This window comes from Leclercia sp. LSNIH8 (assembly GCF_002920195.1).
Taxonomy (GTDB): Bacteria; Pseudomonadota; Gammaproteobacteria; order Enterobacterales; family Enterobacteriaceae; genus Enterobacter.
The window spans coordinates 355,158-379,585 of record NZ_PQJY01000005.1 but is presented as its reverse complement, the minus strand read 5'-3'; the positions used below and the strand labels follow the sequence as shown (position 1 = coordinate 379,585).

Genomic DNA, 24,428 nt, shown 5'->3' with positions numbered 1-24,428 from the left:
ATGGCGAAGACGTTGTACGAAAAAATTTATGATGCTCACGTGGTCTATGAAGCGCAGAACGAAACCCCGCTGCTCTATATCGATCGCCATCTGGTGCACGAAGTGACCTCGCCACAGGCGTTCGATGGCCTGCGCGCGCACAAGCGTCCGGTGCGTCAGCCGGGCAAAACCTTCGCCACGATGGACCATAACGTTTCAACCCAGACTAAAGACATCAACGCCTCCGGTGAGATGGCGCGCATTCAGATGCAGGAGCTGATCAAGAACTGCAACGAGTTTGGCGTTGAGCTGTACGATCTGAACCACCCGTATCAAGGCATCGTCCACGTGATGGGCCCTGAGCAAGGTATCACCCTGCCGGGCATGACCATCGTTTGCGGCGACTCCCATACCGCGACCCACGGCGCGTTTGGTGCCCTGGCCTTCGGTATCGGCACCTCCGAAGTGGAACATGTGCTGGCGACCCAGACCCTGAAACAGGGTCGTGCGAAGACCATGAAAATTGAGGTCACCGGCGAGGCCGCACCGGGCATCACTGCCAAAGATATCGTGCTGGCGATCATCGGTAAAACCGGTAGCGCAGGCGGCACCGGACATGTGGTGGAGTTCTGCGGCAGCGCGATCCAGGCCCTGAGCATGGAAGGCCGTATGACCCTGTGCAACATGGCGATTGAAATGGGTGCGAAAGCCGGTCTGGTTGCGCCTGACGAAACGACCTTTAACTATGTGAAGGGGCGTTTGCACGCGCCGAAAGGCCAGGATTTTGACGACGCGGTCGCGTACTGGAAAACCCTGAAAACCGACGAGGGTGCGGTATTCGACACCGTGGTCACTCTGCAGGCCGAAGCGATTGCGCCGCAGGTCACCTGGGGCACTAATCCGGGGCAGGTTATCTCTGTTAACGACAGCGTTCCCGATCCGGCCTCGTTCGCCGATCCGGTTGAGCGCGCCAGCGCAGAGAAAGCGCTGGCCTATATGGGGCTGAAACCGGGCGTACCGCTGACCGACGTGAGCATTGATAAAGTGTTTATTGGCTCCTGCACCAACTCCCGCATCGAAGATCTGCGCGCCGCGGCAGAAGTGGCGAAAGGCCGTAAAGTGGCGCCGGGCGTGCAGGCGCTGGTGGTCCCAGGCTCCGGCCCGGTCAAAGCGCAGGCGGAAGCTGAAGGTCTGGATAAGATTTTCATTGAAGCAGGCTTTGAGTGGCGTCTGCCGGGTTGCTCCATGTGTCTGGCGATGAACAACGACCGCCTGAACCCGGGTGAGCGCTGCGCTTCCACCAGCAACCGTAACTTTGAAGGTCGTCAGGGGCGCGGTGGGCGCACGCATCTGGTCAGCCCGGCGATGGCCGCGGCAGCCGCAGTGACCGGCCACTTCGCCGATATTCGCAGCCTGAAATAAGGAGACCATCATGGCAGAGAAATTTACCCAACATACTGGCCTGGTGGTCCCTCTGGACGCGGCTAACGTCGACACCGACGCCATCATTCCAAAGCAGTTTTTGCAGAAGGTAACCCGCACCGGTTTTGGTGCGCACCTGTTTAACGACTGGCGTTTTCTGGACGACAAAGGCGAAGTGCCAAATCCGGAGTTCGTGCTGAACTTTCCTGAATACAAAGGCGCATCTATCCTGCTGGCGCGGGAAAACTTCGGCTGTGGCTCATCGCGCGAGCATGCGCCGTGGGCGCTGACCGATTACGGTTTCAAAGTGGTAATTGCCCCGAGCTTTGCCGACATCTTCTACGGCAACAGCTTCAACAACCAGCTGCTGCCGGTCACGTTGAGTGATGAACAGGTCGACGAACTGTTTACGCTGGTGCAGGGCAACCCGGGCATGACCTTTGAAGTGGATCTGGAAGCGCAGGTCGTAAAAGCCGGGGATAAAACCTACAGCTTCAACATCGACGCGTTCCGCCGTCACTGCATGATTAACGGTCTGGACAGCATCGGACTGACCCTGCAACACGAAGACGCCATCGCTGCCTACGAGAGTAAGCAGCCAGCCTTTATGGGCTAATCGCTTAGCCCTCACGCTAGAGAGTCCATTGCACAGTCAATGGACTCTTTTTTATTCAGACATCTTTTACCCGCCAGGTGAGCACCAGCGTTACCAGCGAAATCCCTGCTATAACCATGTAAACCACAGAGTGGCCGTAGCTTTGCGCCAGCGCGCCCTGAATCACCCCCGCCAGGATCACGCCGGTAGAGATACTGTTGGTAAACAGCGTGGTTGCCGACCCCGCCCTGCCCGGCATCAGATCCTGGAACCAGAGCATGCCAATCCCGGCGATGATGCCAATAAAGATCGCGTTAAAGAGTTGCAGGCCAAGCAAGGCCTCGCGGCTGTGAAAGAGGATCAGGCCCAGATAAAAGAGCACACTCGCCGCCACCGCGATCACCATCATCCGTCGCTTACCGACGTGTTTGACGTAATAACCTGCAAGGATCATTGCCGGGATCTCCAGCCCGGCGGCAGTCCCCATTAAGATCCCGGCCAGCTTATCCGGCAGCCCCAGATCGCTGCTGATCCACAACGGCATGTCGATGATATACATGGTGTTACAGGTCCACATTAGCGTAGACGCGATAAACAGCCTGCGGACATTTTTATCTTTCCAGCCGCTTACCTCCGTCACCGGAACAGCGGTCGCCGATTCCACCCTGGCCACAGAAGGCAGCGCGAAGGCGATCAGCGCCAGGCTGATGGCAAAAATGGCCGCCGCAATAGAGAACATGGTGGTAAAGCCGTAGTTAAGCGCCAGCATAAATGCCAGCGGCGGACCGATGACCCACGCCAGCGAAAGCTGCGCACGCATCACCGAGCTAAACATCACCACCTCACGCGCAGAGCTGTCGGCATATTCCCGCGCCAGAGCAAACAGCTGCGGCATGGCGGTATTGGCAATCGAGGCCAACAGGACACCGCAGGTTAATAAGGTCAGGTAGTGGCGGTTGAAGGCAAACAGCAGCGCGTTGCCAACCGCCATCGCGCAGCAAAAGAGGATCAGCTTGCGGCGATCGCCCTGGCTGTCCGAACGCTTCGCCAGCCCCAGGCTGACCAGGATCCCGGCGACGGCGTTGACGGTATAGAACAGCCCCACCCAGAACGGTTGGGCGCCCACCTCGCGGCTCAGGAACAGACTCAGGGTCGGCGCCTGCAGTGCTCCGGCTACGCCCATCATAAAAGCCACCATCAAAAAAGCGGCATACACACCGTTTAGACGGCGTCCCATCGTCATTAACCAGAGCATTCACTGTTCCTTTAGCGCACGAGAAAACGAAAAAAGCCAGCAGATGATACCTGCTGGCGTGGTGATTCGCACCAATACTCAGTCACACATGATCGAAGCAATTCAGCGTTCCGAGGTCGACTTTGTCACCTCCCACTGCATCAGCTCTTCCAGTATTTTCAGCCGCTGCTCTGCACACCGGCGGGCCAGCCAGGACACTCCCTTTGTCGCTGAGAAGTACTGTTGGTAAAACTGATTTGTGGCAGACCTCTTCATATTTACCTCCTCGCTTCATCGAAGTGAATTATTGGCTTAATATAGGGATTAATAAATTGCTGATTTTTTGTCAGGAGTTCCCCTTTTATGCCCTCTGGTCGTCTGCAACAACAATTTATCCGCCTGTGGCAGTGCTGTGACGGCCAGACCCGGGAGACCACGCTCAGCGAACTGGCCGACTTGCTCAACTGTTCGCGCCGTCATATGCGTACCCTGCTTAACACCATGCAGCAGCAGGGCTGGCTGAGCTGGGAAGCGGAGGCCGGGCGCGGCAAGCGCTCGCGTCTCACCTTTTTGTATACCGGCCTTGCGCTACAGCAGCAGCGGGCGGAGGATCTGCTGGAGCAGGACCGCATCGAGCAGCTGGTGCAACTGGTCGGCGATAAAGCCGCAGTGCGTCAGATGCTGGTTTCCCACCTCGGACGCAGCTTCCGCCAGGGCAAGCACATCCTGCGGGTACTCTATTATCGCCCGATGAAAAACCTGTTGCCGGGCAGCGCATTACGGCGCTCCGAAACCCATATGGCGCGCCAGATCTTCAGCGGGCTGACGCGCATAAATGAGGAAAATGGGGAACTGGAAGCCGACATTGCCCACCACTGGCAGCAACTTTCCCCGTTGCACTGGCGCTTTTTCTTGCGGCCTGGCATCCATTTCCACCATGGACGCGAGCTGGAGATGGCCGACGTCATTGCCACCCTGCAGCGTGCCCGCGAATTGCCCCTCTATTCACACATCAGCCAGGTCCAGTCACTCACCGCCTGGACGCTCGATATTCAGCTTACGCAGCCCGACCGCTGGCTGCCATGGCTGCTGGGGTATGTGCCGTCGATGATCCTGCCGCGGGAGTGGGAAACGATGCACAACTTTGCCAGCCTGCCGGTAGGTACCGGGCCGTATGCCGTTTCCCGTAATAACAATAACCAGCTGAAGATCCGCGCCTTCGACGATTACTTCGGCTACCGGGCGCTGATTGACGAAGTGAACGTCTGGGTGTTGCCGGATATCAACGAAGAGCTGAGCGTCGGCCTGACCCTGGAAGGGCCAACCGAGGGGGAAAAGGCGGTGGAAAGTCGGCTTGAAGAGGGCTGTTACTATCTGCTGTTTGACGCCCGCTCCCACCGCGGGGCCAGCGCAGAGGTGCGCCAGTGGGTAAGCCGGATCCTCTCCCCGGCGAACCTGATCTACCAGGCTGAGGAAGTGTATCAGTCCTACTGGTTCCCGGCGTATGGCCTGCTGCCGCGCTGGCACCACGCCCGCCCGGGACGCGGCGATAAACCAGCCGGGCTGGAGAGCCTCACCCTGACCTTCTACCGCGAACATATCGAACATCGGGTGATCGCCAGAATGATGAGCGAGTTGCTCGCCGCCGAGCAGGTGACGCTGAACATTCAGGAGGTCAGCTATGAGGAGTGGCATCGCGGCGAGATCGTGAGCGATATCTGGCTCAACAGCGTTAACTTCACCCTGCCGCTGGATTTCTCGCTGTTCTCACATCTCTATGAGGTGCCGCTTCTGCAAAACTGTATTAAGCGCGACTGGCAACAGGACGCCGCCGAGTGGCGCGCGGGTGAGATGAATCTTGCGGTCTGGTGCCAGCAGCTGCTCGCCCAGCAGGCGATCGTCCCGCTGATCCACCACTGGCTGATGATCCAGGGCCAGCGCAGTATGCGCGGCTTGCGCATGAATACGCTGGGGTGGTTTGATTTTAAATCGGCGTGGTTTGCGCCGCCGGAACCATAACACTTTCGTAATATTCACCAAATCATTACAATACCGCCGTTCTCAACGGGGTGCTGCGCGAAAGCGTGTGCTGAGAAAATACCCGTCGAACCTGATCCGGATAACGCCGGCGAAGGGATTTGAGGCTGTTGCTCAAAATCCTTTGCCACTCTCAAACAATGAGGTGCAAAGTGTTCAAAACTGTTCTTCCCCTGTTGGCGCTGGTTGCGCTGCCTGCCGTGGCCAGTCCTGTCCTGACGGTCTACACCTACGACTCTTTCGCTGCCGACTGGGGCCCGGGCCCGGCGGTCAAAAAAGCCTTTGAAGCCGACTGCAAGTGCGAGCTGAAGTTCGTGGCGCTGGAGGATGGCGTCTCGCTGCTGAACCGCCTGCGCATGGAAGGCAAAAACAGCAAAGCCGACGTGGTGCTGGGGCTGGATAACAATCTGCTGGAAGCGGCCACCCAGACCGGGCTGTTCGCCAAAAGCGGCGTGCCGACCGATGCGGTTAACGTCCCTGGCGGCTGGAAGAACGACACCTTTGTGCCTTTCGATTACGGCTACTTCGCCTTCGTCTACGACAAAAACAAACTGAAAAATCCGCCAAAGAGCTTGAAAGAGTTGGTTGAGAGCGACCAGAAATGGCGTGTGATCTACGAAGATCCGCGCACCAGCACCCCGGGGCTGGGTCTGCTGCTGTGGATGCAAAAGGTCTACGGCGACAAGACCCCGGAAGCCTGGCAGAAACTGGCCGCCAAAACGGTCACCGTGACTAAAGGCTGGAGTGAGGCCTACGGCCTGTTCCTGAAAGGGGAAAGCGATCTGGTGCTGAGCTACACCACCTCCCCGGCGTACCACATCATTGCCGAGAAAAAAGAGAACTACGCCGCCGCTGACTTTGCTGAAGGTCACTATCTGCAGGTTGAGGTCGCCGCCCGGACCGCAGCCAGCAAACAGCCGGAGCTGGCTGAGAAGTTCCTGAAATTTATGGTCTCGCCGTCGTTCCAGAATGCCATCCCGACCGGCAACTGGATGTACCCGGTCACCAATGTGACGTTACCGGCAGGTTTTGACACCCTGGTGAAACCGCAAACCACGCTGGAATTTACCCCGCAGGAAGTGGCCGGGAAACGTGCAGCATGGATCAATGAATGGCAACGCGCCGTCAGCCATTAATCGCCGGCTGGTTGCTGCCGGGGCTGCTGGCCGCCACGCTGATGGTGGCGGTCGCCCTGGGCGCATTTCTGGCGCTGTGGTTTAACGCGCCAGCCACCGACGTCGCGGCGCTGCTGCACGACAGCTATCTGTGGCACGTCATCCGCTTCTCGTTCTGGCAGGCGTTTCTCTCCGCCCTGCTCTCCGTCGTGCCCGCGATATTTCTTGCCCGCGCGCTCTACCGGCGTCGCTTCCCGGGCAGGCAGGCGCTGCTGCGCCTGTGCGCCATGACCCTGATCCTGCCGGTGCTGGTGGCGGTATTTGGTATCCTCAGCGTTTACGGGCGTCAGGGGTGGCTGGCCGCGCTATTCCAGGCGCTCGGGCTGGAGTGGAGCTTCTCGCCCTATGGCCTGCAGGGGATCCTGCTGGCACACGTCTTTTTCAACATGCCGATGGCAACGCGCCTACTTTTACAGGCGCTGGAAAATATCCCCGGCGAACAGCGCCAGCTTGCCGCCCAGCTCGGGATGCGCGGCGGGTCATTTTTCCGCTTCGTCGAGTGGCCGTGGCTGCGCCGCCAGATCCCGCCCGTCGCCGCGCTGATCTTTATGCTCTGCTTTGCCAGCTTCGCCACCGTGCTCTCGCTCGGCGGCGGGCCGCAGGCCACCACTATCGAGCTCGCCATCTATCAGGCCCTGAGCTACGACTACGATCCGGGCCGGGCAGCCCTGCTGGCGATGGTGCAGATGGTCTGCTGCCTGGGGCTGGTGATGCTGAGCCAGCGGCTGGGGAAAGCTATCCCCGTCGGTACCAGCCAGCTTGCCGGTTGGCGCGATCCGCAGGATAGCCTGCGCAGCCGCCTGACCGATGGCCTGCTTATTACCCTGGCGCTGCTGCTGTTGATCCCGCCGCTGCTGGCGGTGGTGGTCGATGGCCTCAACCTGAATTTGCTGTCGGTGCTGCAACAGCCGGTGCTGTGGCAGGCGCTGGGCACTTCGCTGCGCATCGCGCTGGGAGCCGGGCTGCTCTGCGTTCTGCTGACCATGATGCTGCTGTGGAGCAGCCGGGAGCTCTATGCCCGGCAGGCGACGGTGGCCGCGCAGGCGCTGGATCTCAGCGGCATGCTGATCCTGGCGATGCCCGGTATCGTGCTGGCGAGCGGCTTTTTCCTGCTGTTCAACAGCACCGTTGGCCTGCCCGAATCGGCCGATGGCATTGTCATCTTCACCAACGCCCTGATGGCGATTCCGTATGCGCTGAAAGTGCTGGAAAATCCGATGCGCGACCTCAGCGCCCGCTATACCCTGCTTTGCGACTCGCTGGGGATGCACGGCTGGCAGCGGCTGAAGGTGGTAGAGCTGCGCGCCCTGAAGCGCCCGCTGGCCCAGGCGCTGGCCTTTGCCTGCGTACTGTCGATCGGCGATTTCGGCGTAGTGGCGCTGTTTGGCAATGATGATTTCCGCACCCTGCCGTTCTGGCTCTATCAGCAGATCGGCTCGTATCGCAGCCAGGACGGGGCCGTCACGGCGCTACTGCTGCTGCTGCTCTGCTTTGCGTTATTTACCGTTATCGAAAAACTACCGGGGCGTGATGTTAAAACTGACTGATGTAACCTGGCTTTATCAGCACCTGCCGATGCGCTTCACCTTATCCGTACGCCGGGGGGAACTTATCGCCGTGCTCGGCCCCAGCGGCGCCGGGAAAAGCACCCTTCTCAATCTGATCGCCGGTTTTCTGCAACCGGCAAACGGCAGCATCACCCTTAACGGTCACGATCACACCCGTACGCCGCCTGCTGCGCGCCCGGTGTCGATGCTGTTTCAGGAAAACAATCTCTTCACTCACCTGAACGTGCGCCAGAACATTGGCCTGGGCATGCATCCCGGTCTCAGACTGAATGCTGTGCAACAGCAGAAGCTAAGCGACATCGCGCTGCAGATGGGGATCGGCGATCTGCTGGAACGCCTGCCGGGTGAGCTGTCGGGCGGTCAGCGTCAGCGCGTCGCGCTGGCGCGCTGTCTGGTGCGCGAACAGCCTGTCCTGCTGCTGGACGAGCCCTTTTCGGCACTCGATCCCGCCTTACGTCAGGAGATGTTGCTGTTGGTTAAAGAGGTATGTGAACGTCAGAACCTGACGATGCTGATGGTGTCGCACAGCGTGGAAGATGCGCTCAGGATCGCCCCCCGGTCGGTGGTGATTGCCGATGGCCGTATCGCCTGGGATGGCGATACGGAACAGCTGGCAAGCGGAAACGCGAGCGCGTCGCGCCTGCTGGGGATCCACTGATGCCGATCAGCGGCTGACAACCTTAAGCAGGATCTCACCATACACCGGCATCAGCGGGTGACGTACCAGCATCACCAGTGCCACCAGCGCCACGCCCAGGGTGACGGGGGCCAGCCAGAATAAGCGTCCACGCGGCAGATAGCGGCTGAGGCGATCCGAGGAGGCTTTCCCGCTGCGCCACAGCCGCCAGCAGAGCCAGGCCGCCAGCCACAGCAGCAGCGCGGTCGCCAGCAGCAGCCAGCGGAAGCCCCCGCTCTGCACACCGGCAGGAATATCGATTGCCGCGCCGGCCAGGATACCCGGCAGGAAGTAAATGGGCGGCCAGAACAGGCAGCCAATCAGGTTCGGCACGATAAATTTCGCCACCGGCAGATCCAGCATTCCCGCCACCATCGGCACCAGCGGGCGCGTCGGGCCAACAAAGCGTCCCACCAGAATGGTAAACATGCTGTGTTGATGCAGGGCATGCTCGGTTTTATCGAGCAGGGCTTTGTTCTTTTTCATGAATGACCAGCGGTGCAGCGGCTTTTTAAAGCGCCAGCCCAGCCAGAATGAGATCCAGTCGCCCAGCAGACAGCCGACGATCCCCGCCAGCCACGCCTGCCAGAAGTTAACCTCGCCACTGCCAATCAGCGCGCCGAGCCCGGTCATCATCACCGTGCCGGGCAGGATCAGCCCAACCAGCGCCAAAGATTCCAGGAAGGCCACGAGCGCGACGGCGACGAGCGAATAGGTAACGGACTGGGTAATAAAATGTTCCAGCAATGCCTGCATAACAGTTCCGGTCAGGTGGCGAAGCAGGGATTCTGCGAAGAGCGCCCTGCTGCGTCAAGACAACAATTGTCTGAATAGTTTACCGGGTGTGAACGACATTCAGCGAACTTGTTTAGTTTTATTTACTTTCTATTCACACCCTGCGCGAAATTCGCTGGGGCTGGCACCAGTGCATTTTTTAAAGACCCGGGAAAAGTAGAGCTGATCCTCAAAGCCGACGTTGCGCCCGACGGTGGCAATCGGCATGCGGGTGGTGCTGAGCAGCAGCTTGGCCTGGCTGATGCGCTGATCCTCGCGCCAGCTCAGCACGCTCACCCCCAGCTGCTGGCGGAACAGGTGCGACAGACGCGACGGCGACAGGCAGACATGCTGGGCGACGCTGGCGATATCAAACTGGCTGTCCGCCAGATGGTCGCTGATGTACTGACAGGCTTCGCGCACCCGATGATCCAGCGGCGGGTTGAGCGATTCATTGATCGCCTCCATCCGGCGCAGCAGCAGCTGTTCCAGCAGGTTGATAGCCAGCAGCTCGGCATAGCGTCCCCCGCCCTGTCCGGCCTCGATGATCTGGGCAAACAGTTCCCGAAACTGCGGCTGATGCGCTTCATCCGGGCGATAAAAGCCGGTATGGGCAAACATCGACGGCCAGGCCAGCCACTCCTGCCAGTAAGCGCGCGGACGGAAGTAGACCCACTGGTGATACCACTCCCGGGCATCGGGATGACGGCCATAGTGATGAATTTCACCCGGCGGGAAGAGCAGAATATCGCCCGGACGGCAGACGAAGGTCTGATCGCCATTCTTGATCACCCCCTCTCCGCGCACGGTCAGGTTGAGGATATAGCCCTTCATCCCCAGCGGTCGATCAACGTAAAAATCGAGATAGCCGTCAGCCTCAATGGGCGTCAGTCCCGCCACCAGATGCGCGTTAAACGAGTAGCCCGGCAGCAGCGGATCGCTTTGCGTTTCAGCCATATTTTCAGTCCTCCTGGCAGTCCTGAAGGAAACCATTTGTCCATATCATCAAAAGCGGCATAAAAACGGGCTGCTCAAAGATCGAAAAGGTATCAGCCCGCTTTCAGATCCGCCATCATAACGCTTCCGTTGCGATTTATCCGTAACATCGAGCGGGTCGGCGGTAACAAAAGTGTCTATAACCACGGCAGAAATGTCCACATGGATTATTTGCTCGGCGTCACACTTTCCCATGTCACAGCAAAATCATCCATAAGATTAGCGGATCCCGCCTGACGATTTTCCCCCTCACTCTCTAATGTTCATTCATATCTGTTTTTTGATGGAGCAACACCATGGCAATTGCGATTGGCCTCGATTTTGGCAGTGACTCAGTACGCGCCCTGGCAGTGGAATGCACTACGGGTCAGGAGATAGCAACCAGCGTCGAGTGGTATCCGCGCTGGCAAGAAGGGCGCTATTGCGATGCGCCAAACAATCAGTTCCGCCATCATCCACGTGACTATATCGAGTCGATGGAAGCGGCAATCAAAACCGTACTGGCGGAGTTAAGCGAGGCGCAGCGCGCTCAGATCGTCGGGATTGGCGTGGACAGCACCGGCTCAACCCCGGCGCCGATTGACGCCGATGGTCACGTGCTGGCGCTGCATCCGGCGTTCGCCGATAACCCGAACGCCATGTTTGTGCTGTGGAAAGACCATACCGCGGTGGAAGAAGCCGAAGCCATCACCCGTTTGTGCCATCAGCCAGGCAAAAACGACTACTCCCGCTACATCGGCGGCATTTACTCCAGCGAGTGGTTCTGGGCGAAGATCCTGCACGTTACCCGTCAGGATCCGCAGGTGGCAAAAGCGGCAGTCTCCTGGATTGAGCTGTGTGACTGGGTTCCGGCCCTGCTCTCCGGCACTACCCGTCCGCAGGATATCCGTCGCGGTCGCTGTAGCGCCGGGCACAAATCCCTCTGGCATGAAAGCTGGGGTGGCCTGCCGCCTGCCGCCTTCTTTGACGAACTCGACCCCATCATCAACCAGAATCTCGACTACCCGCTCTTTACCGATACCTGGACCGCTGATATCCCGGTCGGCACGCTCTGCGCCGAGTGGGCGGAACGCCTGGGCCTGCCTCAGACGGTGGCCATTTCCGGCGGCGCTTTTGACTGCCATATGGGCGCGGTCGGCGCGGGCGCACAGCCCAACACGCTGGTGAAAGTGATCGGCACCTCCACCTGCGACATCCTGACAGCGGATAAAGCCAGCGTCGGCGATCGCGCCGTGAAAGGCATCTGCGGCCAGGTTGACGGCAGCGTGGTACCTGACTTTATCGGGCTGGAAGCGGGTCAGTCCGCCTTTGGCGACATCTACGCCTGGTTTGGCCGCGTGCTGGGCTGGCCGCTGGATCAGCTGGCCGCCGCCCATCCGGAACTGAAAACCCAGATCACAGAGAGCAAAAAACAGCTGCTGCCGCAGTTGACCGACGCCTGGGCGAAGAATCCTTCCCTCGATCATCTTCCGGTCGTTCTCGACTGGTTTAACGGCCGCCGTACGCCGAATGCCAACCAGCGCCTGAAAGGGGTGATTACCGATCTGAATCTCGCCACCGACGCCCCGGCGCTGTTTGGCGGGCTGGTAGCGGCTACCGCCTTTGGCGCGCGCGCCATTATGGAGTGCTTTACCGAACAGGGGATCGCCGTCAATGAGGTGATGGCGCTGGGCGGTATCGCCCGTAAGAACCCGGTAATTATGCAGGCCTGCTGCGACGTGCTGAACCGTCCGCTGCAGATTGTCGCCTCGGATCAGTGCTGTGCCCTGGGCGCGGCGATCTTCGCGGCGGTGGCGGCGGGCGTACACACCGACATCCCGACAGCGCAGCAGCATATGGCGAGCAAGGTGGAAAGCACCCTGCAGCCGCGCACGCAGCAGGCGCAACGTTTTGAACAGCTTTATCAGCGCTACCAGCAGTGGGCGAAGAGCGCTGAGCAGCACTATCTCCCTGTCGCCGCCCCGGTTAAAAACATCCCGGAATCTACGGCAACCCTGACACATTAAGGACACGATAATGACGATTTTTAATAATTATGAAGTGTGGTTTGTGATTGGTAGCCAGCATCTTTATGGGCCGGAAGCCCTGCGCCAGGTGACTCAACACGCAGAACATGTTGTAAACGCCCTGAATGCGGAAGCAAAACTGCCGTGCAAGCTGGTACTGAAGCCGCTGGGCACCTCACCGGATGAAATTACCCATATCTGTCGCGATGCTAACTACGACGATAAATGCGCGGGTCTGGTGGTGTGGCTGCACACCTTCTCTCCGGCCAAGATGTGGATCAACGGCCTCTCCATCCTCAACAAACCGCTGCTGCAGTTCCATACCCAGTTCAACGCGGCGCTGCCGTGGGACAGCATTGATATGGACTTTATGAACCTGAACCAGACCGCGCACGGCGGCCGTGAGTTCGGCTTCATCGGCGCGCGTATGCGCCAGCAGCATGCTGTCGTCACTGGCCACTGGCAGGACAAGCAGGCGCACCAGCGGATTGGTTCCTGGATGCGCCAGGCCGTATCGAAGCAGGATACCCGTCAGCTGAAAGTGGTGCGCTTCGGTGACAACATGCGTGAAGTGGCGGTAACGGACGGCGATAAAGTGGCCGCGCAGATCAAGTTTGGTTTTTCCGTCAACACCTGGGCGGTGGGCGATCTGGTGCAGGTCGTCAATGAAATCAGCGATGGCGACGTCAATGCGCTGGTGGATGAGTACGAAAGCAGCTATCGCCTGACGGCGGCGGCACAGGTGAATGGTGATAAGCGCCAGAACGTGCTGGATGCAGCCCGTATTGAGCTGGGCATGAAACGCTTCCTGGAACAGGGCGGCTTCCATGCCTTTACCACCACCTTTGAAGATCTTCACGGCCTGAAGCAGCTTCCGGGCCTGGCGGTACAACGTCTGATGCAGCAGGGCTACGGCTTTGCCGGTGAAGGCGACTGGAAAACTGCCGCTCTGCTACGCATCATGAAAGTGATGTCGACCGGTCTGCAGGGCGGCACCTCCTTTATGGAGGATTACACCTACCACTTCGAGAATGGCAACGATCTGGTGCTGGGTTCGCACATGCTGGAAGTCTGCCCGTCTATCGCCGTGGATGAAAAACCGATCCTCGACGTTCAGCATCTCGGCATCGGCGGCAAAGCCGATCCAGCGCGTCTGATCTTCAACACCCGTACCGGCCCGGCCATTAACGCCAGCCTGATCGATCTGGGCGATCGTTTCCGCCTGCTGGTGAACTGCGTCGACGCCGTTGAAACGCCTCACGCCCTGCCAAAACTGCCGGTGGCGAATGCCCTGTGGAAAGCCCAGCCGGATCTGGCAACCGCTTCCGAAGCCTGGATCGTAGCAGGTGGCGCGCACCATACCGTCTTCAGCCATGCGCTGGATCTCAACGACATGCGTCAGTTCGCGGAACTGCACGACATCGAACTGACGGTCATTGATAACGACACCCGTCTGCCAGCCTTTAAAGATGCGCTGCGCTGGAACGAAGTCTACTACGGTTCAAAACGTTAACAGGGGAACCTTTGGCCTGCCGCAGGGCGGGCCTTTTTTCCTGGAGGATACATGCTGGAAGATCTCAAACGTCAGGTGCTTGAAGCCAACCTCGCCCTGCCGGAACATAATCTCGTTACCCTGACCTGGGGCAACGTCAGTGCCGTGGACCGCGAAGCAGGCGTGTTCGTCATTAAACCGTCCGGCGTCGACTACCGGGTGATGACCGCCGAGGATATGGTGGTGGTGAGCATCGCTACCGGTGAAATGGTTGAAGGGAAGAAAAAGCCTTCTTCCGATACGCCAACGCATCGCCTGCTCTATCAGGCCTTCCCGTCTATCGGCGGCATCGTCCACACTCACTCCCGTCACGCCACTATCTGGGCGCAGGCAGGCCAGCCGATCCCGGCGACCGGCACCACCCACGCCGACTATTTCTATGGCACCATCCCCTGTACCCGCAAGATGACCGATGCCGAGATCAACGGTGAATACGAGTGGGAAACCGGCAACGTGATTGTCGAAACCTTCGAAAAACAGGGGATCGACGCGGCGCAAATGCCGGGAGTGCTGGTTCACTCCCACGGCCCGTTCGCATGGGGCAAAAATGCCGAAGATGCCGTGCATAACGCCATCGTGCTGGAAGAGGTCGCCTATATGGGCATCTTCTGCCGCCAGCTGGCGCCGCAGCTGCCGGATATGCAGCAGACGTTGCTGGATAAACACTATCTGCGTAAGCACGGCGCGAAAGCCTATTACGGGCAGTAAAACCCGCCCGGTGGCGCTACGCTTACCGGGCCTACAGGTCTCCCAGGCCGAATAAGCGCAGCGCCATCTGGCAAAGCACACCTGTATAAAACCCCAGCAAAACAACCTTAACCAGGCTATAATCAGGCCTGGTTTTGTTTTATGAGAGAACGGCGTGGCGCAGGCGCAACAAGGCTTTTTACTCACCCGACACTGGCGGGATACGCCCCAGGGTACCGAAGTTGAATTCTGGCTGGCGACAGATACCGGCCCGCTAAACGTCACCCTGCCTGTCCAGGAGTCCGTTGCGTTTATTCCCGAGCCTGACGTCGAAAAAGCCCGCCAGCTGCTGCAGGGTGAAAACGGCTGGCGGCTGACGCCCCTTGAGCTGAAAGATTTCCACCGTCGTCCGGTTTACGGCCTTTACTGCCGTGCCCACCGCCAGCTGATGCGTTATGAAAAACTGCTGCGCGAGGCGGGCGTGACCCTCTTTGAGGCCGATGTTCGTCCCCCGGAACGCTTTCTGATGGAGCGCTTTATCACCGCCCCGGTCTGGGTGGACGGTACGCCCAAGGGCGAACGGCTGATCAACGCCCGTCTCAAACCCAACCCGCACTATCGTCCGCCCCTGAAATGGGCGTCGGTGGACATTGAAACCACCCGTCACGGGGAGCTGTACTGCATCGGCATCGAAGGCTGCGGCCAGCGGGTTGTCTATATGCTGGGCCCGGCCAACGGCGACGCTTCGGGGCTCGATTTCCAGCTGGAATACGTCAACAGCCGTCCGCAGCTGATCGAAAAACTGAATGCCTGGTTTGCCCGGCACGACCCGGACGTCATCATCGGCTGGAACGTAGTGCAGTTTGATTTGCGCATTCTGCAAAAACATGCCGAGCGCTACCGCATCCCCCTGCTGCTCGGCCGCGGCAACAGCGAGCTGGAGTGGCGCGAGCACGGCTTTAAAAACGGCGTCTTTTTTGCCCAGGCGAATGGGCGCTTAATCATCGACGGCATCGAGGCACTGAAATCCGCCTTCTGGAGCTTCTCGTCATTTTCGCTGGAATCGGTATCGCAGGAGCTGCTCGGGGAAGGTAAATCCATCGACAATCCCTGGGACAGGATGGACGAAATTGACCGCCGCTTCGCCGAAGATAAACCGGCCCTGGCGACCTATAACCTGAAAGACTGCGAGCTGGTGACGCGGATTTTCCACAAAACCGAGATCATGCCGTTTCTGCTGGAGCGCGCCACGGTCAATGGCCTGGCGGCCGACCGGCACGGCGGCTCCGTGGCCGCCTTCAGCCATCTCTACTTTCCGCGCATGCACCGGGCGGGCTATGTAGCCCCCAACCTCGGTGACGTGCCGCCCCAGGCCAGCCCCGGCGGCTATGTGATGGACTCCCGCCCCGGCCTGTACGACTCGGTGCTGGTGCTGGATTACAAAAGCCTCTATCCGTCGATCATTCGCACCTTTCTTATCGATCCGGTCGGACTGGTGGAAGGGCTCGCCCAGCCGGATGAGCAGCACAGCACCGAGGGCTTCCTCGGGGCGCGTTTCTCCCGGGAAAAACACTGCCTGCCGGAGATCGTCAGCCAGATCTGGTACGGGCGCGAAGAGGCCAAGCGCCACGGCAATAAACCGCTTTCCCAGGCGCTGAAGATCATCATGAATGCCTTTTATGGCGTGCTCGGCACCAGCGCCTGCCGTTTCTTCGATCCTCGCCTGGCCTCGTCGATTACCATGCGCGGCCACGAGATCATGCGCCAGACCAAAGTGCTGGTGGAATCCCAGGGCTATGACGTGATTTATGGCGATACCGACTCGACCTTCGTCTGGCTCAGGGGGGCGAAAAGCGAAGCGGAGGCGACCGCCATCGGCCAGGCGCTGGTGGCTTACGTGAACGACTGGTGGCGAACGCATCTGCAACAGGCTGGCTTAACCAGCGCCCTGGAGCTGGAGTATGAGACCCACTTCTGCCGCTTTTTAATGCCCACCATCCGGGGAACCGATCAGGGCAGCAAAAAGCGCTACGCCGGGCTTATCCAGGAGGGGGAAAAGCAGCGAATGGTATTTAAAGGGCTGGAAACCGTCCGTACCGACTGGACCCCGCTGGCGCAGCGTTTCCAGCAGGAGCTTTATCTGAAAATTTTTCGTCGCGAACCCTATCAGGAGTTTGTGCGCGAGACCATCGCCAGCCTGATGGCGGGCGAGCTGGATGACCAGCTGGTCTACCGCAAGCGGCTGCGTCGCCCGCTGGCGGAGTATCAGCGCAACGTGCCGCCCCACGTTCGTGCCGCCCGGCTTGCCGATGAAGAGAACGTCCGCCTTGGGCGCGCGCCGCAGTACCAGAACCGAGGCACCATCAAGTATGTCTGGACCACCAGCGGCCCGGAGCCGGTGGATTATCAGCGTTCGCCCCTTGACTATGAGCACTACCTCACCCGCCAGCTACAGCCCGTCGCCGAGGGAATTTTACCGTTCATGGACGACGACTTTGCTACACTGATGACAGGTCAGTTGGGGCTATTTTGACAGGTGACGAAATCGCTGCCATCCAGTACCATAGCGCCCTTTCCATTCCCGGACCCATTATTCGATTACCGTCATTTCTGATCGGTGGTTGAACTATTGCCTGCAATTAAAGATTAGAGCCGAACAAATATGCCTTTTACACTTGGTCAACGCTGGATCAGCGACACAGAAAGCGAACTTGGATTAGGAACGGTAGTGGCGCTGGATGCGCGTATGGTCACTCTCCTCTTCCCCGCCACCGGTGAAAACCGTCTGTATGCTCGCAATGATTCCCCTGTTACCCGCGTGATGTTTAACCCGGGCGACACCGTTACCAGCCATGAAGGCTGGCAGCTGAAGATTGAAGACGTAAAAGAAGAGAATGGACTGCTCGCCTATATCGGAACCCGACTGGATACCGAAGAGACGGGCATCATGCTGCGCGAAGTGCTGCTCGACAGCAAACTGGTCTTCAGCAAGCCGCAGGATCGCCTGTTCGCCGGTCAGATCGACCGCATGGATCGCTTCTCGCTGCGCTACCGTGCGCGCAAGTTCCAGAGCGAGCAGTACCGCATGCCGTGGAGCGGTCTGCGCGGCCAGCGCACCAGCCTGATTCCCCATCAGCTCAACATCGCCCATGACGTTGGCCGCCGCCATGCGCCGCGCGTCCTGCTGGCGGATGAAGTCGGTTTAGGTAAAACCATCGAAGCGGGCATGATCCTGCACCAGCAGCTGCTCTCCGGCGCGGCCGAGCGCGTGCTGATTGTGGTGCCAGAAACCCTGCAGCACCAGTGGCTGGTGGAGATGCTGCGTCGCTTCAACCTGCGTTTCTCCCTGTTTGACGACGAGCGCTACGCCGAAGCCCAGCACGACGCCGATAACCCGTTCGAAACCGAACAGCTGGTGATCTGCTCCCTGGACTTCGTGCGCCGCAGCAAGCAGCGTCTTGAGCACCTCTGTGATGCCGAGTGGGACATCATGGTAGTCGATGAAGCGCACCATCTGGTGTGGAATGTCGACGCGCCGAGCCGTGAATATATGGCGATTGAACAGCTGGCCGAGCGCGTACCTGGCGTACTGCTGCTCACCGCTACGCCGGAACAGTTGGGTCTGGAAAGCCACTTTGCGCGTCTGCGCCTGCTGGATCCAAACCGTTTCCATGACTTTGACCTCTTTGTCGAAGAGCAGAAAAATTATCGCCCGGTGGCGGATGCTGTTGCCCTGCTGCTGGCGGGCAAGCACCTCTCCAACGACGAGCTCAACACCCTGAGCGATCTGATTGGCGAACAGGATATCGAGCCGTTACTCCAGGCGGCCAACAGCGATCGTGAAGGCGCCGACGCTGCACGCCAGGAGCTGGTCTCCATGCTGATGGACAGGCACGGCACCAGCCGCGTGCTGTTCCGTAACACCCGTAACGGGGTGAAAGGCTTCCCGAAACGCGAGCTGCATACCGTTCGTCTGCCGCTGCCCACCCAGTATCAAACGGCGATCAAGGTCTCCGGCATCATGGGCGCACGCAAAACAGCGGAAGAGCGCGCCCGGGACATGCTCTATCCGGAACAGATTTATCAGGAGTTTGAAGGCGATACTGGCACCTGGTGGAACTTCGACCCGCGCGTTGAATGGCTGATGGGTTATCTGACCGCCAACCGTTCCCAGAAAGTGCTGGTCATCTGCGCCAAAGCCACCACCGCGCTGCAGCTTGAGCAGGTTCTGCGCGAGCGGGAAGGTATTCGCGCGGCAGTGTTCCATGAAGGCATGTCCATTATCGAGCGCGACCGCGCGGCGGCGTGGTTCTCCGAAGAGGACAGCGGCGCCCAGGTGCTGCTCTGCTCTGAGATCGGCTCCGAGGGGCGTAACTTCCAGTTCGCCAGCCGTCTGGTGATGTTCGATTTACCGTTCAACCCGGACCTGCTGGAGCAGCGTATTGGTCGTCTGGACCGTATTGGTCAGGCGCACGACATTCAGATCCACGTTCCGTATCTGGAAAAAACCGCCCAGTCGGTGCTGGTGCGCTGGTTCCACGAAGGGCTGGATGCGTTTGAACATACCTGCCCGACCGGTCGTACCATTTACGATAGCGTGCATAACGAGCTGACGGGCTATCTGGCGGCGCCGGAAAACACCGAGGGCTTTGACGAGCTGATCAAAACCTGCCGTGAACAGCATGACGCCCTGAAAGCGCAGCTGGAGCAGGGCCGCGACCGCCTGCTGGAGATCCACTCCAACGGCGGCGAGAAAGCCCAGCGGCTGGCAGAGAGCATTGAAGAGCAGGATGACGATACCAGCCTGATCAGCTTCGCCATGAACCTGTTTGATATCGTCGGTATCAATCAGGACGATCGCGGCGAGAACCTGATTGTGCTGACCCCGTCCGATCACATGCTGGTGCCGGACTTCCCGGGCCTGCCGGAAGATGGCTGCACCATCACCTTCGAACGTGATGTGGCGCTGTCCCGGGAGGATGCCCAGTTCATCACCTGGGAACACCCGCTGATCCGCAACGGTCTGGATCTGATCCTCTCCGGCGACACCGGCAGCAGCACCATCTCGCTGCTGAAGAATAAGGCGCTGCCGGTGGGTACCCTGCTGCTGGAGCTGATCTATGTGGTGGAGGCCCAGGCACCGAAACAGCTGCAACTCAACCGCTTCCTGCCTGCCACGCCGGTGCGTCTGCTGCTGGACAAAAATGGTACCAACCTGGCGGCGCAGGTCGAGTTTGAGAGCTTTAACCGCCAGCTGAGCGCGGTGAATCGCCATACCGGCAGCAAGCTGGTGAATGCGGTGCAGCAGGATGTCTACGCCATCCTCCAGCAGGGTGAGTCTCAGGTTGAGAAAGCAGCGCGCGCCCTGATTGACGCGGCGCGCAGCGAGGCGGATGAAAAACTGTCTGCGGAGCTCTCTCGTCTGGAGGCCCTGCGTGCGGTGAACCCCAATATTCGTGACGATGAACTGGCGGCGATTGAAACCAATCGTCAGCAGGTGCTTGAGAGCCTGAACCAGGCGGGATGGCGTCTGGATGCGCTGCGCCTTATCGTTGTGACGCATCAGTAAGCGGAGCGAAACATGTTGATGGAACCCTACAATCCGCCGCAGGATCCGTGGCTGGTCATTCTCTATCAGGATGAGCATATTATGGTGGTCAACAAGCCAAGCGGCCTGTTGTCCGTGCCGGGCAGGCTGGATGAGCACAAAGATAGCGTGATGACGCGCGTTCAGCGTGATTTTCCGCAGGCGGAGTCCGTCCACCGTCTGGACATGGCCACCAGCGGAGTGATTGTAGTGGCGCTGACCAAGGCGGCAGAGCGCGAACTGAAGCGTCAGTTTCGTGAGCGTGAGCCGAAGAAGCAGTACCTGGCGCGCGTCTGGGGACATCCACAGCCTGCGGAAGGGCTGGTTGATCTGCCGCTGATCTGCGACTGGCCTAACCGCCCGAAGCAGAAGGTCTGCTACGAGACCGGCAAGGCGGCGCAAACCGAGTATGAAGTGCTGGAGTACGCGGAGGACAACAGCGCCCGCGTGCTGTTAAAACCGATTACCGGCCGCTCGCACCAGCTGCGTGTGCATATGCTGGCGCTGGGTCACCCGATTCTGGGGGATCGCTTTTATGCCACGCCGGAAGCCCGGGCGATGGCGCCGCGTCTGCAACTGCATGCGGAAATGCTCACCATCACCCACCCGGAATACGGTACGCCGATGACCTTTAAGGCACCGGCAGACTTTTGATCCGTTGCCCGGCAGCACCTTGCCGCCGGGCCAACCGCTTCCTTACTTAAAGCCCTTCTGCTCTTTGATGAGCTCGTAGGCTTTCTGAATCTCCTGCGCTTTTTGCTTCGCCATCTCCATCATCTCTGGCGGTAAACCTTTCGCCACCAGCTTATCCGGATGATGCTCGCTCATCAGCTTACGATAGGCGCGCTTAATGGTTGTCGGCTCATCGGTCGGCTTCACGCCCAGCACATTACAGGCATCTTCCAGGGTTGGCCCGCGCTGCGCCTGCTGCCAGCCGCCTCCACCCGCCTGCTGTTGCTGATAGCCGCCGCCAAACTGTGCGCCGCCCTGCATCATGCGCAGGAACTGATCGAACTGAGTGCGGGAAATGCCCAGCTCTTCGGCGATAACATACAGCACCTCACGTTCGTTCGGGTGGAGCGACCCATCGGCAAACGCCGCCTGGATCTGAATCTCCAGAAACATCCGAATTAAGTCGAAGCGCCCGAAGCAGATACTGCGGAACTGACGCATTTTTTCGCGCAAGGGATAGTTATCCGCCTTACCGATACGAAATGCGTTTTGCGCGGCCGCCCGGGAGTCACCGTGCAGGTTCATGCGATCCATAAACTGGCTGGCGACATGGATGTCGGCCTCGGTGACACGCCCTTTCGACTTGGTCAGATGGCCCATTACCTCGAAGGTGGTCGCAAAAAAAAGCGCCTGGCGTTCACGCTGGTTAGCGAACCAGGCCATCTTGCGACTGCGCGCTTTATCAAACATATGGCCGATAAGCAGCCCCAGAACGATACCCCAGAAGCCCGCGCCCATCAGTAAAGCGAACGCTACGCCGATAATTTTTCCCCAATACTGCATATACTCCCCAAATGGTGATCGATTTGATCCAGCGCAACGCCATCATTCCGGTGGCCTGGCCACGGTCAAGTGAAGGACATCGCCTATAATTTGCATTATCATACTCGTCATTCAATAACGAGCCTATCACCATGGCTCGTTTACGGGCAGGATTAACGCTGGCACTGTGATGATGAGTAAGATAGTCTCTGACCGTTTGCCAGCGATAAGCCACTGATGACGGAACAATAAATAAAACGTATGAAAAAACGTATCCCCACCCTTCTGGCCACGATGATAGCTACGGCTCTGTACAGTCAACAGGGTCTGGCAGCCGATCTCGCCTCGCAATGTATGCTGGGTATCCCCAGCTATGATCGCCCGCTGGTACAGGGTGATACGAACACGCTACCGGTTACCATCACCGCTGACAACGCAAAAGGGAATTATCCTGACGACGCCCTGTTTAGCGGGAATGTGGATATTAACCAGGGCAACAGCCGCTTGCAGGCCGATGAAGTGCAGTTGCACCAGAAACAGCCAGAAGGCGCAGCCGAACCGGTACGTACAGTCGATGCGCTGGGTAATGTGCACTATGACGATAATCAGGTCATCCTGAAAGGTCCGAAAGCCTGGTCGAACCTGAATACCAAAGACACTAACGTCTGGGAAGGTGATTACCAGATGGTTGGCCGTCAGGGGCGCGGTAAAGCGGACCTGATGAAACAGCGCGGTGAAAACCGCTACACCATTCTGGAGAACGGGACCTTTACCTCCTGTCTGCCAGGCTCGGATACCTGGAGCGTGGTAGGTAGCGAAGTGATCCACGACCGTGAAGAGCAGGTTGCGGAGATCTGGAACGCCCGCTTTAAGCTCGGCCCGGTGCCGGTCTTCTATAGCCCCTATCTGCAACTGCCCGTGGGTGATAAACGTCGCTCCGGTTTCCTGATCCCGAACGCCAAGTACAGCACCTCAAACTACTTTGAGTTCTACCTGCCGTACTACTGGAACATCGCGCCCAACATGGACGCCACGATCACGCCGCACTATATCCACAAGCGTGGCAACATCATGTGGGAAAACGAGTTCCGCTATCTGACGCAGGCGGGTTCGGGTCTGATGGAGCTGGACTATTTACCATCGGATCAGGTCTTTGAGGACGAGCATCCTACCGAGGGCGATCGTCACCGCTGGTTGTTCTACTGGCAACATGGCGGGGTAATGGATCAGGTATGGCGCTTCAACGTTAATTACACCAAAGTCAGCGACCCTTACTATTTCAACGACTTCTCGTCGAAATACGGTTCCAGTACCGACGGTTACGCCACACAGATCTTCAGCGCAGGCTATGCGGTTAAAAACTTTGACGCCACGGTATCAACCCGTCAGTTCCAGGTGTTTAGCAATCAAAATGCCAGTACCTACGGTGCGGAACCGCAGCTGGACGTCAACTGGTATCAGAATGATGTCGGTCCGTTTGATACCCGCATTTACGGTCAGGCGGTACATTTCGTCAATACCAATTCCGATATGCCGGAAGCCACCCGCGTTCACCTTGAGCCGACTATTAACCTGCCGGTATCGAACGACTGGGCGAGTCTGGATACCGAAGTGAAGCTGATGGCGACCCACTATCAGCAGGAAAATCTGGAGACGTACAACACGAACAGTGGTAGCCATCTGGAAGAGACCGTTAACCGTACGCTGCCGCAGTTTAAAATGGACGGCAAGCTCGTCTTCGAGCGCGACATGAACTGGAGCGAGGGGTATACCCAGACGCTGGAGCCGCGCGCCCAGTACCTGTACGTACCTTATCGCGATCAGAGCAAAATCAATAACTACGACTCTTCCCTGCTGCAATCCGACTTTAGCGGCCTGTTCCGCGACCGTACTTACGGCGGTCTGGACCGTATTGCCTCGGCTAACCAGGTCACAACCGGTGTCACAACTCGCGTATTTGATGATGCTGCAGTTGAACGTTTTAACGCTTCCATTGGTCAAATCTACTATTTCACCGAATCGCGTACGGGTGATGACAACATCAACTGGGAGAAAAACGACAAAACCGGCTCTCTGGTCTGGGCAGGAGATACTTACTGGCGCATGACAGATCGCTGGGGTCTGCGCGGCGGTCTGCAGTACGATACGCGTCTGGATAACATCGCGAACAGCACGGCCACAATTGAATATCGCCGTGATGAAGACCGACTGGTCCAGTTGAATTACCGGTATGCAAGCCCTGAGTATATTCAGGCTACGCTGCCGAAAGACAAAAACGATCAGACGTGGAACGCGCCACAATATAAAGATGGTATTTCGCAAGTAGGTGCCGTCGCCAGCTGGCCAATTGCCGATCGCTGGTCCATCGTGGGGGCGTACTACTTTGATACCAACCAGAGTAAAGCGGCAGACCAGATGCTGGGTGTACAGTACAACTCCTGCTGCTACGCGATTCGCGTTGGATACGAACGTAAGCTTAACGGCTGGGATCCAGACAAAAATCAGAGCGAGTACGATAACGTCATCGGCTTTAACATCGAACTGCGCGGTCTGAGTTCCAACTATGGTCTGGGTACTCAGCAGATGCTGCGCTCACCGATTCTGCCGTACCGTAGTTCATTGTGATGTACTTGATTTAACACGTAA

Annotated in this window: 18 protein-coding genes and 1 riboswitch; of the genes, 13 read left to right on the top strand and 5 right to left on the bottom strand. The window is 58.6% G+C overall.

The features are described 5' to 3' along the window. The gene (gene leuC, locus C3406_RS16500) at positions 1 to 1,401 is read left to right on the top strand and encodes a 3-isopropylmalate dehydratase large subunit (RefSeq protein WP_103823236.1); all 1,401 of its coding nucleotides are present in this window, start codon (positions 1 to 3) and stop codon (positions 1,399 to 1,401) included. Positions 1,402 to 1,411: 10 nt separating this feature from the next. Next, on the top strand, positions 1,412 to 2,017 hold the full coding sequence (gene leuD, locus C3406_RS16495) for a 3-isopropylmalate dehydratase small subunit (RefSeq protein ID WP_103823235.1): 606 nt from the start codon (positions 1,412 to 1,414) through the stop codon (positions 2,015 to 2,017). A gap of 55 nt (positions 2,018 to 2,072) precedes the next feature. Here leuD and C3406_RS16490 read toward each other — a convergent pair whose 3' ends face one another. Next, complete coding sequence (locus tag C3406_RS16490) at positions 2,073 to 3,251, bottom strand: sugar efflux transporter (protein WP_103823234.1); 1,179 nt, start codon at positions 3,249 to 3,251, stop codon at positions 2,073 to 2,075. A gap of 102 nt (positions 3,252 to 3,353) precedes the next feature. Then, the gene (gene sgrT, locus C3406_RS16485) at positions 3,354 to 3,506 is read right to left on the bottom strand and encodes a glucose uptake inhibitor SgrT (RefSeq protein WP_103823233.1); all 153 of its coding nucleotides are present in this window, start codon (positions 3,504 to 3,506) and stop codon (positions 3,354 to 3,356) included. Positions 3,507 to 3,593: 87 nt separating this feature from the next. Between sgrT and sgrR the strand changes: the two genes are divergently transcribed. The 4 genes from sgrR (at position 3,594) to thiQ (ending at position 8,668) form a co-directional block, all read left to right on the top strand. Continuing rightward, positions 3,594 to 5,249, top strand: a complete 1,656-nt coding sequence (gene sgrR / locus C3406_RS16480; protein WP_103823232.1) for an HTH-type transcriptional regulator SgrR — start codon at positions 3,594 to 3,596, stop codon at positions 5,247 to 5,249. 36 nt (positions 5,250 to 5,285) lie between these two features. Continuing rightward, a riboswitch (TPP riboswitch) is annotated at positions 5,286 to 5,385 on the top strand. 34 nt (positions 5,386 to 5,419) lie between these two features. Beyond that, a complete protein-coding gene (thiB, locus tag C3406_RS16475; RefSeq protein ID WP_103823323.1) occupies positions 5,420 to 6,403 on the top strand; it encodes a thiamine ABC transporter substrate binding subunit in 984 nt (327 codons plus the stop codon). After that, the gene (thiP, locus tag C3406_RS16470) at positions 6,379 to 7,989 is read left to right on the top strand and encodes a thiamine/thiamine pyrophosphate ABC transporter permease ThiP (RefSeq protein WP_103823231.1); all 1,611 of its coding nucleotides are present in this window, start codon (positions 6,379 to 6,381) and stop codon (positions 7,987 to 7,989) included. Before thiB ends, thiP begins: the two co-directional genes overlap by 25 nt. Then, complete coding sequence (gene thiQ, locus C3406_RS16465) at positions 7,973 to 8,668, top strand: thiamine ABC transporter ATP-binding protein ThiQ (protein WP_103823230.1); 696 nt, start codon at positions 7,973 to 7,975, stop codon at positions 8,666 to 8,668. Before thiP ends, thiQ begins: the two co-directional genes overlap by 17 nt. A 6-nt stretch (positions 8,669 to 8,674) precedes the next feature. Here the strand turns inward: thiQ and C3406_RS16460 are convergent, their stop codons facing one another. Then, the gene (locus tag C3406_RS16460) at positions 8,675 to 9,442 is read right to left on the bottom strand and encodes a DedA family protein (protein ID WP_103823229.1); all 768 of its coding nucleotides are present in this window, start codon (positions 9,440 to 9,442) and stop codon (positions 8,675 to 8,677) included. Between the two features lie 129 nt (positions 9,443 to 9,571). Next, positions 9,572 to 10,417 (bottom strand): arabinose operon transcriptional regulator AraC, encoded by an 846-nt coding sequence (araC, locus tag C3406_RS16455; protein WP_103823228.1) that lies wholly within the window; start codon positions 10,415 to 10,417, stop codon positions 9,572 to 9,574. A 335-nt stretch (positions 10,418 to 10,752) separates the two neighbouring features. Between araC and araB the strand changes: the two genes are divergently transcribed. The 6 genes from araB (at position 10,753) to rluA (ending at position 20,942) form a co-directional block, all read left to right on the top strand. Then, positions 10,753 to 12,462, top strand: a complete 1,710-nt coding sequence (araB, locus tag C3406_RS16450; protein ID WP_103823227.1) for a ribulokinase — start codon at positions 10,753 to 10,755, stop codon at positions 12,460 to 12,462. A gap of 10 nt (positions 12,463 to 12,472) precedes the next feature. Then, positions 12,473 to 13,975 (top strand): L-arabinose isomerase, encoded by a 1,503-nt coding sequence (gene araA, locus C3406_RS16445; RefSeq protein ID WP_103823226.1) that lies wholly within the window; start codon positions 12,473 to 12,475, stop codon positions 13,973 to 13,975. Positions 13,976 to 14,026: 51 nt separating this feature from the next. After that, positions 14,027 to 14,722 carry an L-ribulose-5-phosphate 4-epimerase gene (gene araD / locus C3406_RS16440; RefSeq protein WP_103823225.1) on the top strand — a complete coding sequence of 232 codons (696 nt, stop codon included), beginning with the start codon at positions 14,027 to 14,029 and terminating at the stop codon, positions 14,720 to 14,722. Between the two features lie 154 nt (positions 14,723 to 14,876). Next, positions 14,877 to 17,234: a DNA polymerase II gene (gene polB, locus C3406_RS16435; protein WP_103823224.1), complete on the top strand. Its 2,358-nt coding sequence runs from the start codon at positions 14,877 to 14,879 to the stop codon at positions 17,232 to 17,234. 129 nt (positions 17,235 to 17,363) lie between these two features. Next, positions 17,364 to 20,270, top strand: coding sequence for an RNA polymerase-associated protein RapA (rapA, locus tag C3406_RS16430; protein ID WP_103823223.1), 2,907 nt, complete (start codon positions 17,364 to 17,366; stop codon positions 20,268 to 20,270). Positions 20,271 to 20,282: 12 nt separating this feature from the next. Beyond that, positions 20,283 to 20,942 carry a bifunctional tRNA pseudouridine(32) synthase/23S rRNA pseudouridine(746) synthase RluA gene (rluA, locus tag C3406_RS16425; RefSeq protein WP_103823222.1) on the top strand — a complete coding sequence of 220 codons (660 nt, stop codon included), beginning with the start codon at positions 20,283 to 20,285 and terminating at the stop codon, positions 20,940 to 20,942. Positions 20,943 to 20,984: 42 nt separating this feature from the next. Here the strand turns inward: rluA and djlA are convergent, their stop codons facing one another. Further along, positions 20,985 to 21,803: a co-chaperone DjlA gene (gene djlA, locus C3406_RS16420; protein WP_103178240.1), complete on the bottom strand. Its 819-nt coding sequence runs from the start codon at positions 21,801 to 21,803 to the stop codon at positions 20,985 to 20,987. A 240-nt stretch (positions 21,804 to 22,043) separates the two neighbouring features. Between djlA and lptD the strand changes: the two genes are divergently transcribed. Next, positions 22,044 to 24,407, top strand: coding sequence for an LPS assembly protein LptD (gene lptD, locus C3406_RS16415; RefSeq protein WP_103823221.1), 2,364 nt, complete (start codon positions 22,044 to 22,046; stop codon positions 24,405 to 24,407). Positions 24,408 to 24,428 lie beyond the last annotated feature (21 nt).

Coding starts and splice junctions, on each gene's coding strand:
- araB (WP_103823227.1), top strand. CDS start 10,753: ATGGCAATTGCGATTGGCCTCGATTTTGGCAGTGACTCAGTACGCGCC.
- sgrT (WP_103823233.1), bottom strand. CDS start 3,506: ATGAAGAGGTCTGCCACAAATCAGTTTTACCAACAGTACTTCTCAGCG.
- araC (WP_103823228.1), bottom strand. CDS start 10,417: ATGGCTGAAACGCAAAGCGATCCGCTGCTGCCGGGCTACTCGTTTAAC.
- C3406_RS16490 (WP_103823234.1), bottom strand. CDS start 3,251: ATGCTCTGGTTAATGACGATGGGACGCCGTCTAAACGGTGTGTATGCC.
- araD (WP_103823225.1), top strand. CDS start 14,027: ATGCTGGAAGATCTCAAACGTCAGGTGCTTGAAGCCAACCTCGCCCTG.
- C3406_RS16460 (WP_103823229.1), bottom strand. CDS start 9,442: ATGCAGGCATTGCTGGAACATTTTATTACCCAGTCCGTTACCTATTCG.
- leuD (WP_103823235.1), top strand. CDS start 1,412: ATGGCAGAGAAATTTACCCAACATACTGGCCTGGTGGTCCCTCTGGAC.
- thiP (WP_103823231.1), top strand. CDS start 6,379: ATGGCAACGCGCCGTCAGCCATTAATCGCCGGCTGGTTGCTGCCGGGG.
- araA (WP_103823226.1), top strand. CDS start 12,473: ATGACGATTTTTAATAATTATGAAGTGTGGTTTGTGATTGGTAGCCAG.
- sgrR (WP_103823232.1), top strand. CDS start 3,594: ATGCCCTCTGGTCGTCTGCAACAACAATTTATCCGCCTGTGGCAGTGC.
- rluA (WP_103823222.1), top strand. CDS start 20,283: ATGTTGATGGAACCCTACAATCCGCCGCAGGATCCGTGGCTGGTCATT.
- lptD (WP_103823221.1), top strand. CDS start 22,044: ATGAAAAAACGTATCCCCACCCTTCTGGCCACGATGATAGCTACGGCT.
- leuC (WP_103823236.1), top strand. CDS start 1: ATGGCGAAGACGTTGTACGAAAAAATTTATGATGCTCACGTGGTCTAT.
- rapA (WP_103823223.1), top strand. CDS start 17,364: ATGCCTTTTACACTTGGTCAACGCTGGATCAGCGACACAGAAAGCGAA.
- djlA (WP_103178240.1), bottom strand. CDS start 21,803: ATGCAGTATTGGGGAAAAATTATCGGCGTAGCGTTCGCTTTACTGATG.
- thiQ (WP_103823230.1), top strand. CDS start 7,973: ATGTTAAAACTGACTGATGTAACCTGGCTTTATCAGCACCTGCCGATG.